Origin of the sequence: Streptococcus mitis (assembly GCF_003942865.1) — a bacterium.
GTDB classification, from domain to species: Bacteria; Bacillota; Bacilli; order Lactobacillales; family Streptococcaceae; genus Streptococcus; species Streptococcus mitis_BI.
Map to the genome: position 1 here is coordinate 1 of NZ_RJNZ01000016.1, position 12,917 is coordinate 12,917.

Genomic DNA, 12,917 nt, shown 5'->3' on the forward strand with positions numbered 1-12,917 from the left:
TATCAACCGTAGGCGACCAATATCAACCGTAGGCGACCAAGCCGCTCCAACAGTAGAGAAACCAGAGTTCCAAGGTGGAGTCAACTCCGTTATGGCCTTGAAACATGAGCTACCAGAGTACACAGGTCCATTGTCAACCGTAGGTGATCAACCAGCACCGACAGTAGAAAAACCAGAGTTTAAACTAAGTTCGTTAGAAAAAGCTCAGACTCCAGAAGCACCAGTTCAAGTTGCCAAGGAAGACAAGAGATTGCCAGAAACTGGTGAAAGAGAATCTGAGACATCCATCTTCTTGGCAGGTGTTAGCTTAACCTTGTCAGCAGCACTATTAACTGTAAAACGTAAAGAAGATTAGTCTGTACGTCTAATGACTTCCTATTTGTAGATATTAGTCGATGATTAAAAATTGCTTTCTTTTTCAACTATAGTAAGTTGATGGCATCTAAAAACTGGAGAAGACAATCATGGTCTTCTCCAGTTTTATATAGGTGTAAGCAAGAGAGGTGAATTGTGCCCCAAAAGTTAGACAGAAAAATAGTAATCCAAATTGCAAGGTGGGTACCTTTTTGTTGTATAATGGAGTGAGGTGATTAGATGATTTTAAAAATTTATAATGGGGAATATAGTTTACAATGGGATGGAATATACTACTTAGCACTAATTGATTATCCAAATATTCAAGAGTGGGAATTAGAAAAAATTGCTAAATTTATAGCTTACGAAAAACTTCATAAACGTCAAACAAGTATTGAGTGTGCTGATTCTTGTTTAAAAAAAGAAATTTTAGATTACATCTGTCAGCATCCCTTTCTGCCACCATTTACCCCTACAGATAAAAGAGTAGCCTCGACTTATGATCTACATAAGAGGTTAGTGACTTCGGACTACTGTAGTCATACTACGACTATAGATGCAGCGATTTCTATCTTTAAAACAGGTCAGCTCTTATCTGCTGTGAACGCCTTTGGGCGAGATGCTGAGGAGTTGGTTTTGGATAGTAGAAATGCTGCATCGGATCCGATAGATTATTTTGACTATGTCATGTTAGGGTGGTCAAATACAAGTTCTGGTTATCGATTAGCGATGGAGCGTTTATTAGGTCGAGCTCCTTCAGAGAAAGAATTACAAGACAAGTTTATTCCTGGAGTGAGTTTTCATTTTATCTATACAGATTTGATTAAAGTTACTGGTTATATTTTTGACGGCTACCATGTTGCAAAAATTAAGGACATATTGAATTTATTTAGTGAGTTGTATATTTGTATTATTCCAACTCATAATAAGAGCCAATTTGAAAATATTATTCCAACTAAAATACAAGATAGGGTGCATTATCTTGACTATGCTGGAGAAGACTTAGAAGAGTGGACTAAGAAAGTCTATCAAGTTATTTTAAAACAATCAGATAAAGGATAGTTGAGGAAAAAACGATGAAAGTGATTGATCAAACCTTACTAGAAAAAGTCATTATTGAACGTTCTCGTACAAGTCATAAAGGAAACTATGGTCGTTTGCTGTTACTGGGTGGGACTTATCCTTATGGTGGTGCCATCATCATGGCTGCTTTGGCAGTTGTTAAAAGTGGAGCTGGTTTGGTGACTGTTGGAACAGATAGGGAAAATGTCCCAGCTTTGCACAGTCATTTACCGGAAGCTATGGCCTTTTCTCTTCAAGACCAGCAACTGTTAAAAGAGCAGTTGGAGAAGGCAGAAGTTGTCTTGCTCGGGCCTGGTTTACGAGACGATACTTTTGGAGAAAGTCTAGTAAAACAGGTCTTTGCTAGCTTAAAAAAGAATCAGACTTTGATTGTAGACGGAGGGGCCTTAACCATTCTTGCTAGGACAAGTTTGTCGTTTCCATCTAACCAGCTTATCCTAACTCCCCACCAAAAAGAATGGGAAAAGCTGTCTGGTATTGCTATTGAAAAGCAAAACGAGGATGCAACAGCTAGTGCCCTGACTTCCTTTCCTCAAGGAACGATTTTGGTAGAAAAAGGTCCAGATACTCGTATTTGGCAAGCTGGCCAGTCTGATTGTTACCAGTTACAGGTTGGCGGTCCCTATCAGGCGACTGGTGGTATGGGAGATACACTAGCTGGAATGATTGCAGGATTTGCAGGCCAATTTCGACAGGCCAGTCTCTACGAACGTGTGGCAGTAGCGACTCATCTTCATTCAGCAATAGCCCAAGAATTATCTCAAGAACATTATGTGGTCTTGCCGACGGAAATCAGCTCTTATCTGCCCAAAATAATGAAAAAAATATCTCAAAAAGGCACCTGATAGTTTCAGGCGCCTTTATATTTTTAGAAAAATCCTTTAATCTTTCCAACGAGGCCATCTAGACCTTCAGAACCAGAAATCAACTGTTGAGCTTGAGAGAAGTATTCTCCAAGCTGTTCTTGATTTTCTGCAACAAATGTTTTTGCAGCTTCGAAATCTTTTGTTTCGATTAACTCTTTTACTTGATTAAACAAATCTAATGGGTTCATCCTATTTCTCCTTTTCTGTATAATACTATTCAAACATTTTATAAAAATTTTTTCAAGCAAAGAGATTTTTCTATCGAAGTTAAGGAGTGTCAAACAGGGCTTTTTTTGATATAATTTTTAATGATGAATTCGAGAACTGAGCGGTATGTGGTTGTTGATTTAGAGGCCACTAGCACCGGAAGCAAGGCAAAAATTATTCAAGTGGGTATTGTGGTGATTGAAAATGGCGAAATCGTCGATCAGTATGGGACTGATGTCAATCCCCATGAGCCCTTGGATTCTCATATAAAAGAATTAACAGGTTTGACTGATCAACGGTTGGCAGTTGCTCCAGAGTTTTCACAGGTAGCTGGAAGGATTTTTGAACTGGTCAAGGATGGTGTTTTTGTCGCGCACAATGTTCAGTTTGATGCAAATCTTCTAGCAGAGTACTTATTTTTTGAAGGTTATGAATTGAGAACTCCACGAGTGGATACCGTTGAGTTAGCACAGGTTTTGTACCCTCGGTTTGAAAAGTACAATCTCGGCATTCTCTGTCAAGAGTTAGGGATTAAGTTAGACCACGCCCACACCGCTCTCTCTGATGCACAAGCAACAGCAGAGCTTTTGCTTTTTATGCGTCAAAAACTTTTTCAGTTACCAAAAGGACTGTTAGAAACGTTGTTAAATCTTGCGGATAACCTCCTTTATGAAACTTATTTAGTGATTGAAGAAGTATATCAGCGACAGTCCCTCCTTTCTTCTCACGATTTGATGGAGTTCCATGGACTCTTTCTAAGAAAGAAAAGTCAGTCTTTAAAACCACGTAAGCTATCTAAGGATTTTACTAAAAATATTTCCTTATTAGACTTGGATGAACGTCCTCAGCAAGTTGAATTTGCAGAAAAAGTTGAGCAGTTATTAAAGGAACAGAAAACCGCGTTTATTCAAGCCCAAACGGGACTTGGAAAGACTTATGGTTACCTACTGCCAGCTTTGAGCATGGAAAGTGAAGGTGGTATCCTTGTTAGTGTTCCTACCAAAATCCTTCAAAATCAAATTATGCAAGAAGAAGGAAGTCGATTAAAAGATACTTTTCATATTGATATTCATAGTCTTAAGGGACCTCAAAATTATTTGAAACTCGATAATTTTTATAAAGTACTTCATAGGCCAGAGTCTAACCGCCTATTCACACGCTTTAAAATGCAAGTATTGATTTGGTTAACAGAGACAGAAACAGGTGACTTAGATGAAATCGGGCAGCTGTATCGTTATCAACATTTTATGCCTGAACTTGTACATGATGGAAAACTTTCAAAAAAAAGTTTATTTAGTTCTGAGGACTTCTGGCAACGCAGTCAAGATAGGGCTAAATCGAGTCGCCTTTTGTTAACCAATCACGCTTATTTGGTAACACGTTTAGAGGACGATCCAGAGTTTGTCAACAATCGCTTGGTAATCATAGATGAAGCTCAAAAAATGCTGATTGCTCTTGAAAACCTCGCCCAAGAGTCTTATCTCCTCGATGATTTAGTAACACAAGTTGAAAAGTCCTTGGAAACAGAAAAAGATCTTATTCAGAGACGGTTGCTTGAGAGTATTGGGTTTGAATGTCGCTATTTGATAGATCAGTTTTACTCAGGACTTAAGAATGACAAGTGGTTGGATTCTCTTGAAAACTTACGCCAGCATTTTTCTGAGTTAAATCTTCCCGAGTATAGAGATATGACGCGCTTTTTTACATCGGATCGTGAATTTTGGCTGGCAACAGCTGAGAAGTCAAGTAAGGATGTCTTAATCTGCTCAAGTAAAAAAGGTCGCTTTCTACTAGCAGATTTATTGCCAAAAGATTGCAGAGTACTTGGCGTATCTGCCACTCTTGAAATCAGTAATAGAGTTTCTTTAGCGGATTTATTAGGATTTACTGAAGCTCCACTTATTACAGTTGAATCTTTACAACAGAAGCAACAAGAAATTTTATTAGTAAATGATTTTCCGTTAGTAACTGAACATTCTCCTTTAGATTATGCAGAAGAGATTACATCAGTTATCCATTCCTTACAGGCGTTTCAAGAGCCTTTGCTTGTTTTATTTACGTCTAAAGAATTACTGTTAGCAGTGTCAGATTTACTAGACCATCCTCATTTAGCCCAATATAAAAATGGGGAACCCAGTCAGCTGAAGAAACGTTTTGAAAAAGGAGAGCGACAAATATTACTTGGAACAGGAAGTTTCTGGGAGGGAGTTGATTTTTCTACCCATCCTTGCGTTATTCAAGTAATTCCTCGATTGCCTTTCCAAAATCCCCAAGAACCTTTAACACGAAAATTAAATCATGAATTGCGTCAGGAAGGGAAGAATCCTTTCTATGATTATCAGTTGCCAATGGCCATTATTCGTCTCAAACAGGCTTTGGGTAGAACAATTAGAAAAGAGGAACAAGCTTCCATTGCTGTGATACTGGATAGTCGAATTGTTCATAAACGATATGGTAAACAGATTAGACAAGCTCTAGCGAAGGAAAGAACTATCAGAGAGGTGAATAGAAAACAGATTACCTCTGCTGTTATTGATTTCCTCCAAAACAACAAAAATGAAAAATCTAAGAAAGAGAAAAGGTGAATATATGAAACGTTCTCTCGACTCTAGAGTCGATTATAGTTTGCTCTTGCCAGTATTTTTGCTACTGGTTATCGGCGTGGTGGCTATTTATATTGCTGTTAGTCATGATTATCCAAATAATATTCTGCCCATTTTAGGGCAGCAGATTGCCTGGATTGCCTTGGGGCTTGTGATTGGTTTTGTGGTCATGCTCTTTAATACAGAATTTCTCTGGAAAATTACCCCTTATCTATATGTTCTTGGTTTAGCTTTGATGGTCTTACCACTGGTTTTTTATAATCCAAGTCTTGTAGCTTCAACTGGGGCTAAGAACTGGGTATCCATTGGGGGCGCAACACTCTTCCAACCTTCAGAGTTTATGAAAATTTCTTATATCTTGATTTTGGCAAGAATTATTGTCCAATTTACTCAAAAACATAAGGAATGGCGACGCACAATTCCTTTGGATTTTCTATTGATAGGCTGGATGATTGTTTTTACTATTCCGATTCTAGTTCTCTTAGCTCTTCAGAGTGACTTAGGTACAGCCTTGGTTTTTGTGGCTATCTTTTCAGGAATCGTTTTATTATCAGGAGTTTCTTGGAAAATTATTATCCCAGTTTTTGCAACAGGAGTTACTGGTGTAGTCGGCTTTCTTGCAATTTTTTTGAGTAAGGATGGACGTGCCTTCTTACATCAGATTGGGATGCCAACCTATCAAATTAATCGAATTCTAGCTTGGCTTAATCCTTTTGACTTTGCCCAAACAACCACTTATCAGCAGGCTCAAGGGCAGATTGCGATTGGTAGTGGTGGTTTGTTTGGTCAAGGATTCAATGTATCGAATCTTCTGATTCCGGTTCGAGAGTCAGACATGATTTTCACTGTTATTGCTGAAGACTTTGGTTTTATCGGTTCTGTTTTTGTTATCGCTTTATATCTGCTTCTCATCTATCGTACGCTAAAGATAACACTAAAATCGAATAACCAGTTCTATACCTATATTTCGACTGGCTTTATCATGATGCTACTATTTCATATCTTTGAAAATATCGGTGCTGTGACAGGCTTACTTCCCTTGACTGGGATTCCATTGCCTTTCATTTCTCAAGGGGGGTCGGCTATTATTAGTAACTTAATTGGCGTTGGCTTGCTTTTATCTATGAGTTACCAGACAAATTTAGCTGAAGAAAAGAGTGGAAATGTTCCATTCAAGCGAAAAAAAGTTGTATTAAAACGAATCAAATAAGGAGAGAATCATGGTTAAAGTAGCAGTTATGTTAGCTCAGGGTTTTGAGGAAATTGAAGCTTTGACAGTTGTAGATGTCTTGCGTCGTGCCAATATCACTTGTGATATGGTTGGTTTTGAAGAGCAAGTGGTGGGTTCGCATGCAATCCAAGTAAGTGCAGATCGTGTCTTTGATGGAGATTTATCAGCTTATGATATGATTGTTCTTCCTGGAGGGATGCCTGGTTCTGCACATTTACGTGATAATCAGGCCTTGATGAAAGAATTGCAAAGCTTCGAACGAGAAGGGAAAAAACTGGCAGCCATTTGTGCGGCACCAATTGCCCTCAATCAAGCAGGGCTATTGAAAAACAAGGAATACACTTGCTATGACGGCGTTCAAGAGCAAATCCTTGATGGTCACTACGTCAAGGAAACAGTAGTGGTAGATGGTCATTTGACAACCAGTCGAGGCCCTTCAACAGCCCTTGCCTTTGCCTACGAGTTGGTGGAGCAATTAGGAGGAGACGCAGAGAGTTTACGAACAGGAATGCTCTATCGAGATGTATTTGGTAAAAAACAGTAAAACGGGAGTTGTTCTCTCGTTTTTTTACTTGGAAAAATCTAGGAAATCATCGCTTTTTTCATAAAAAAATGCTATAATGAAGGGTATGAAATATCACGATTACATCTGGGATTTAGGTGGAACTTTACTGGATAATTATGAAACTTCAACAGCTGCATTTGTTGAAACTTTAGCGCTGTATGGTATCACACAAGACCATGACAGTGTCTATCAGGCTTTAAAGGTTTCTACTGATTTTGCGATTGAGACATTCGCTCCCAACTTAGAGCATTTTTTAGAAAAGTACAAGGAAAATGAAGCCAGAGAGCTAGAACATCCGATTTTGTTTGATGGAGTTTCTGACTTATTGGAAGACATTTCAAATCAAGGTGGGCGTCATTTTTTAGTCTCTCATCGAAATGATCAGGTCTTGGAAATTTTAGAAAAAACCTCTATAGCGGTTTATTTTACAGAAGTGGTGACTTCTAACTCAGGCTTTAAGAGAAAACCAGATCCTGAGTCCATGATGTATTTAAGAGAAAATTATCAGATTAGCTCTGGTCTTGTAATTGGTGATCGACCGATTGATATCGAAGCCGGGCAAGCTGCAGGACTAGCTACCCATTTGTTTACTAGTATCGTGAATTTAAGACAAGTATTAGACATGTAAGAAAAAGGAATAAGATGACAGAAGAAATTAAAAATCTGCAGGCACAAGATTATGATGCCAGTCAAATTCAAGTTTTAGAGGGCCTAGAGGCTGTTCGTATGCGTCCAGGGATGTATATCGGATCAACCTCAAAAGAAGGTCTTCACCATCTAGTCTGGGAAATTGTTGATAACTCAATTGATGAGGCCTTGGCAGGATTTGCCAGCCATATTCAAGTCTTTATTGAGCCAGATGATTCGATTACTGTTGTAGATGATGGGCGTGGTATCCCAGTCGATATTCAGGAAAAAACAGGTCGGCCTGCCGTTGAGACTGTCTTTACTGTTCTTCACGCTGGAGGAAAGTTTGGCGGTGGCGGATATAAGGTCTCAGGTGGTCTTCACGGAGTAGGGTCCTCAGTTGTTAACGCCCTTTCAACTCAATTAGATGTTCATGTCCACAAAAATGGTAAGATTCATTACCAAGAATACCGTCGTGGTCATGTTGTCGCAGACCTTGAGGTGGTTGGAGATACGGATAAGACTGGAACAACAGTTCACTTCACACCGGACCCAGAAATCTTTACTGAAACAACAACCTTTGATTTCGATAAATTAAATAAACGGATTCAAGAGTTAGCCTTTCTAAATCGTGGTCTTCAAATCTCTATCACAGATAAGCGTGAAGGTTTGGAACAAACCAAGCATTACCATTATGAAGGTGGGATTGCTAGCTACGTTGAATATATCAACGAGAACAAGGATGTAATCTTTGATACACCAATCTATACAGACGGTGAGATGGATGATATCACAGTCGAAGTAGCCATGCAGTACACAACAGGTTACCATGAAAATGTCATGAGTTTCGCCAATAATATTCATACCCATGAAGGTGGAACGCATGAACAAGGTTTCCGTACAGCCTTGACACGTGTTATCAATGATTATGCTCGTAAGAATAAGTTACTGAAAGACAATGAAGACAACTTAACAGGGGAAGATGTCCGCGAAGGATTAACTGCAGTTATCTCAGTTAAACACCCAAATCCACAGTTTGAAGGACAGACCAAGACAAAACTGGGGAATAGCGAAGTGGTCAAGATTACCAATCGTCTCTTCAGTGATGCTTTCTCTGATTTCCTCATGGAAAATCCACAGATTGCTAAACGTATCGTGGAAAAAGGGATTTTGGCTGCGAAGGCTCGTGTGGCTGCCAAGCGTGCGCGTGAAGTCACTCGTAAAAAATCTGGTTTGGAAATTTCCAACCTTCCAGGAAAACTGGCGGACTGTTCTTCTAACAATCCTGCAGAGACAGAACTCTTCATCGTCGAAGGAGATTCAGCTGGTGGGTCAGCCAAATCTGGTCGTAACCGTGAATTTCAGGCAATCCTTCCGATTCGCGGTAAGATTTTGAACGTTGAAAAGGCAAGTATGGATAAGATTCTAGCTAACGAAGAAATTCGTAGTCTTTTCACAGCGATGGGAACAGGATTCGGTGCAGAATTTGATGTTTCAAAAGCCCGTTACCAAAAACTCGTTTTGATGACCGATGCCGATGTCGATGGTGCTCACATTCGTACCCTTCTTTTAACCTTGATTTATCGTTATATGAAACCAATTCTAGAAGCTGGTTATGTTTATATCGCCCAACCACCAATCTATGGTGTCAAGGTTGGAAGCGAGATTAAAGAATATATCCAGCCAGGGGCAGATCAAGAAATTAAACTCCAAGAAGCCTTAGCACGCCACAGTGAAGGTCGTGCCAAACCAACCATTCAGCGTTATAAAGGTTTGGGTGAGATGGATGATCACCAGTTGTGGGAAACAACTATGGATCCCGAACACCGTTTGATGGCTAGAGTTTCTGTGGATGATGCTGCAGAAGCAGATAAAATCTTTGATATGTTGATGGGGGATCGAGTAGAGCCTCGTCGTGAGTTTATCGAAGAAAATGCTGTCTATAGTACACTTGACGTTTAAAAAATGGGAAATGGTTCCCATGGTTTAAAAAATATGATATAATCATTACGATTGTTTCTAGTATAAAAGGAGTTTAATATGTCTAATGGACAACTAATTTATCTAATGGTTGCGATTGCAGTCATTTTGATTCTGGCTTATGTGGCAGCTATTTTTCTACGCAAGCGAAACGTAAGTAGATTAACAGGTCTTGAAGAAAGAAAAGAACAGCTCTATAATCTTCCTGTTAATGATGAGGTCGAAGCAGTAAAAAATATGCATTTGATTGGTCAAAGCCAAGTGGCCTTTCGTGAATGGAATCAAAAATGGGTAGACTTATCTTTGAATTCGTTCGCTGATATTGAAAATAACATCTTCGAGGCAGAAAGTTATAATAATTCTTTCCGTTTCTTTAAAGCGACACATAAGATTGATCAAATTGAAAGTCAAATTGATTTGATTGAAGAAGATATTACATCAATTCGTAATGCCTTATCTGAACTTGAAAAACAAGAGTCTAAAAACAGTGGACGTGTTTTACATGCTTTAGATTTGTTTGAATCGCTTCAAAATACTGTCGAAGAAGATTCAGAGAAATATGGACAAGCTCTTCCAGAAATTGAGAAGCAATTGGAAAACATTCAATCTGAATTCTCTCAATTTGTTACCTTGAATTCTTCGGGAGACCCAGTTGAAGCAGCAGCTATTCTGGATGCTACTGAAAATCATATTCTTGCTTTAACACATATTGTTGACCGTGTTCCAGGTCTTGTAACAACTCTAACAAGTACTTTACCTGATCAGTTAGTGGATTTGGAAGAAGGTTACCGTAAATTATTAGATGCTAATTACCATTTCACAGAAACAGATATCGAGTCACGTTTCCAACTCTTGTATGAATCCTTGAAAAAGAATCAAGAAAATATTCGTCAATTGGAATTGGATAATGCAGAGTATGAAAATACTCAAATTCAAGAAGAAATTAATTCACTTTATGATATTTTTACTCGTGAAATTGCGGCTCAGAAAGTTGTTGAAAGTCTTCTTTCAACACTTCCAACCTATCTCAATCATGTAAAGGAAAATAATAAAGTCCTTGTTCAGGATCTTGAACGTTTGAGTCAAGCTTATCTTCTGCCGGAAACAGATGCGAGTCATGTTCGTCGTATTCAAGCTGATTTATCTGCTCTTGAGACTGCGGTTATGGATGTTATTGAAGATCAGTCAGAACCAACTCAAGCATATTCTGTTTTGGAGGAGCAATTAGAAGCTCTCCAAAGCCAACTTAAAGAGATTGAAGATGAGCAGATTTCTGTTAGCCAACGTCTTGCGCAGGTTGAGAAAGATGACATTAATGCTCGTCAAAAAGCAAATGTTTATGTGAATCGCTTGCATACGATCAAACGTTATATGGAAAAGAGAAATTTACCAGGGATTCCACAAAGTTTCTTGAAAATCTTCTTCACTGCGAGTCATAACACAGAAGAATTAATGTCAGAGTTAGATCAAGAACTAGTTGATGTTGAATCAGTGAATCGAATTCTTGAAATTACAACGAATGACATGGAAGCACTTGAAGAAGAAACATATAATATTGTTCAATATGCAACATTGACAGAACAATTGCTACAGTATTCGAACCGTTACCGCTCATTTGATGAACGAATTCAAGAAGCCTTTAATGAATCATTAGAAATTTTTGAAAAAGAATTTGATTATCATGCTTCATTTGATAAGATTTCGCAAGCTTTGGAAGTTGCAGAGCCTGGTGTTACAAATCGTTTTGTATCTTCTTATGAGAAAACACGTGAGACGATTCGTTTCTAAAAAGCTTAGTTTATTCTAAGCTTTTTTCTTTGCTCAAAAGTCATGAGATTGCTTGTTTATCATTGAAATTAATGCTTGGTTTTGATATCATGTAAATATGAAGAAAAATAGAACAAAGCGTAGTAGTCACGCTAAAAAGAGAAGTATTTTACTCGTTTTTGTAGGAATTTTGGGATTGGCGATGATTCTCCTAGGCGGTGCAATCGGCTATAAGATTTTCCAAAAATATACCTTTGACGAAACTATCCAAACCATTAAAAATGAAAAAGATCAACTTTTCAACGAAGGAAGTCAGAAGGAAAGCTTTAAAAAGGGCCAGGCTGAGATTATTGTTTATTATCCCCTCCAAGGAAATGAGCTTATTCCTTCAATAAAAGATAAGATTAATCAGGATATTAAAGATAAATTAGAAGATAAAGATAACCTTGTTTTTTATTATACAGAGAAACTAGATTCAGTTTTAAAGGGAATTATCACACACAGTGTAAGCAAGCAAATCTATGATTTGTCTAATTCTAAGGTAGAGGAGACAGAGAAAACTTCCTTTGGAAAAGTATATTTGACTGAGGATGGTAAATTATTTACCCTGGATCAATTATTTTCAGATTCTAGTAAGGCAAAGGAGATATTGCTAAAAGAACTCACATCTTTCTTAAAAGATAAAAAATTAGAGCAAGAAAAGATTGATCAGCTTGTTAAAAGCTTTTCTGATCAAGATTTGTCTGCATGGAATTTTGATTACAAGGATAGTCAAATTATTCTTTACCCAAGCCAGGCAGTGGAAAATCTAGATGAGATTGCCTTGCCAGTATCCAGTTTCTTTGATGTAGTACAATCCTCTTATTTATTAGATAAGGATGCCGAACTTTATAAGGCTTATTATGAAAAGAAAAATCAAAAAGTAGTAGCTTTAACTTTTGATGATGGACCAAATCCTGCGACGACAAATCAAGCATTAGATACACTTTCTAAGTATGGTATCAAGGCAACTTTCTTTGTTTTAGGTAAGAATGTTTCTGGCAATGAAGAGATATTGAAACGCATGAAAGCAGATGGCCATGTCATTGGAAACCATAGTTGGAGCCATCCAGTGCTTTCAAAACTTTCGCTTGATGAAGCTAAAAAACAGATTACTGATACTGAGGATGCGCTAACTAAAGTGTTGGGGTCTAGCTCCAAACTTATGCGCCCCCCTTATGGAGCCATTACAGATGACATTCGCAATAGTCTCGATTTGAGTTTTATTATGTGGAATGTGGATAGTTTGGATTGGAAGAGTAAAAATGAAGCATCTATTTTGACAGAGATTCAGCGTCAAGTTCGTAATGGTTCGATTATCTTAATGCATGATATCCATGCTGAAACAGTGAATGCTTTACCAAAGATTATAGATTATCTAAAAGAGCAAGGATATCACTTTGTCACAGTTCCTGAAATGCTTAATTCACGATTGAAATCACATGAACTATTCTATGATCGTGATCAGTAAGATTTTTGTTGAATGACCAATTCCATAGTAAGTATTTTTTCAATAAATAAATTTAGTCTTGTATTATTCTAGGCTAAATTTTTTTATGTTTAAATCTCGTGATAGGATTGGTTAATATTACAAT

Annotated in this window: 11 protein-coding genes; 10 read left to right on the top strand and 1 reads right to left on the bottom strand. The window is 37.9% G+C overall.

Annotation, left to right across the window (positions count from 1 at the left end; genetic code table 11):
• The 3 genes from D8845_RS09365 to D8845_RS09375 all read left to right on the top strand — a co-directional run.
• A partial coding sequence (locus D8845_RS09365) for an SIALI-17 repeat-containing surface protein (RefSeq protein WP_142998977.1) occupies positions 1 to 355 on the top strand: 355 nt, incomplete at its 5' end.
• A 239-nt stretch (positions 356 to 594) separates the two neighbouring features.
• The gene (locus D8845_RS09370; protein ID WP_125453247.1) at positions 595 to 1,416 is read left to right on the top strand and encodes a phosphate ABC transporter ATPase; all 822 of its coding nucleotides are present in this window, start codon (positions 595 to 597) and stop codon (positions 1,414 to 1,416) included.
• Positions 1,417 to 1,430: 14 nt separating this feature from the next.
• A complete protein-coding gene (locus D8845_RS09375) occupies positions 1,431 to 2,282 on the top strand; it encodes an NAD(P)H-hydrate dehydratase (RefSeq protein ID WP_125453248.1) in 852 nt (283 codons plus the stop codon).
• Between the two features lie 23 nt (positions 2,283 to 2,305).
• On the opposite strand, the gene D8845_RS09380 is transcribed toward D8845_RS09375, so the two are convergent.
• Positions 2,306 to 2,491, bottom strand: coding sequence for a hypothetical protein (locus tag D8845_RS09380; protein ID WP_001068558.1), 186 nt, complete (start codon positions 2,489 to 2,491; stop codon positions 2,306 to 2,308).
• A gap of 123 nt (positions 2,492 to 2,614) precedes the next feature.
• On the opposite strand from D8845_RS09380, the gene D8845_RS09385 reads away from it, so the two are divergent.
• The 7 genes from D8845_RS09385 (at position 2,615) to pgdA (ending at position 12,793) form a co-directional block, all read left to right on the top strand.
• Complete coding sequence (locus D8845_RS09385; RefSeq protein ID WP_398575082.1) at positions 2,615 to 5,095, top strand: bifunctional DnaQ family exonuclease/ATP-dependent helicase; 2,481 nt, start codon at positions 2,615 to 2,617, stop codon at positions 5,093 to 5,095.
• Positions 5,096 to 5,099: 4 nt separating this feature from the next.
• Positions 5,100 to 6,323: an FtsW/RodA/SpoVE family cell cycle protein gene (locus tag D8845_RS09390; RefSeq protein WP_125453250.1), complete on the top strand. Its 1,224-nt coding sequence runs from the start codon at positions 5,100 to 5,102 to the stop codon at positions 6,321 to 6,323.
• A gap of 10 nt (positions 6,324 to 6,333) precedes the next feature.
• Positions 6,334 to 6,888 (top strand): DJ-1 family glyoxalase III, encoded by a 555-nt coding sequence (locus tag D8845_RS09395; RefSeq protein WP_125453251.1) that lies wholly within the window; start codon positions 6,334 to 6,336, stop codon positions 6,886 to 6,888.
• Positions 6,889 to 6,973: 85 nt separating this feature from the next.
• Positions 6,974 to 7,537 (top strand): HAD family hydrolase, encoded by a 564-nt coding sequence (locus D8845_RS09400; RefSeq protein ID WP_169435170.1) that lies wholly within the window; start codon positions 6,974 to 6,976, stop codon positions 7,535 to 7,537.
• A gap of 14 nt (positions 7,538 to 7,551) precedes the next feature.
• Positions 7,552 to 9,498 carry a DNA topoisomerase (ATP-hydrolyzing) subunit B gene (gyrB, locus tag D8845_RS09405; RefSeq protein WP_000134040.1) on the top strand — a complete coding sequence of 649 codons (1,947 nt, stop codon included), beginning with the start codon at positions 7,552 to 7,554 and terminating at the stop codon, positions 9,496 to 9,498.
• A 78-nt stretch (positions 9,499 to 9,576) separates the two neighbouring features.
• Positions 9,577 to 11,304, top strand: a complete 1,728-nt coding sequence (ezrA, locus tag D8845_RS09410) for a septation ring formation regulator EzrA (RefSeq protein WP_125453252.1) — start codon at positions 9,577 to 9,579, stop codon at positions 11,302 to 11,304.
• 97 nt (positions 11,305 to 11,401) lie between these two features.
• Entirely contained in the window at positions 11,402 to 12,793 is a 1,392-nt protein-coding gene (pgdA, locus tag D8845_RS09415; RefSeq protein WP_125453253.1) for a peptidoglycan-N-acetylglucosamine deacetylase PgdA, read from the top strand.
• Positions 12,794 to 12,917: the final 124 nt, after the last annotated feature.

Excerpts from the sequence above, each read along its gene's own strand:
- D8845_RS09370 (WP_125453247.1), top strand. The coding sequence starts at position 595 with ATGATTTTAAAAATTTATAATGGGGAATATAGTTTACAATGGGATGGA.
- D8845_RS09375 (WP_125453248.1), top strand. The coding sequence starts at position 1,431 with ATGAAAGTGATTGATCAAACCTTACTAGAAAAAGTCATTATTGAACGT.
- D8845_RS09380 (WP_001068558.1), bottom strand. The coding sequence starts at position 2,491 with ATGAACCCATTAGATTTGTTTAATCAAGTAAAAGAGTTAATCGAAACA.
- D8845_RS09385 (WP_398575082.1), top strand. The coding sequence starts at position 2,615 with ATGAATTCGAGAACTGAGCGGTATGTGGTTGTTGATTTAGAGGCCACT.
- D8845_RS09390 (WP_125453250.1), top strand. The coding sequence starts at position 5,100 with ATGAAACGTTCTCTCGACTCTAGAGTCGATTATAGTTTGCTCTTGCCA.
- D8845_RS09395 (WP_125453251.1), top strand. The coding sequence starts at position 6,334 with ATGGTTAAAGTAGCAGTTATGTTAGCTCAGGGTTTTGAGGAAATTGAA.
- D8845_RS09400 (WP_169435170.1), top strand. The coding sequence starts at position 6,974 with ATGAAATATCACGATTACATCTGGGATTTAGGTGGAACTTTACTGGAT.
- gyrB (WP_000134040.1), top strand. The coding sequence starts at position 7,552 with ATGACAGAAGAAATTAAAAATCTGCAGGCACAAGATTATGATGCCAGT.
- ezrA (WP_125453252.1), top strand. The coding sequence starts at position 9,577 with ATGTCTAATGGACAACTAATTTATCTAATGGTTGCGATTGCAGTCATT.
- pgdA (WP_125453253.1), top strand. The coding sequence starts at position 11,402 with ATGAAGAAAAATAGAACAAAGCGTAGTAGTCACGCTAAAAAGAGAAGT.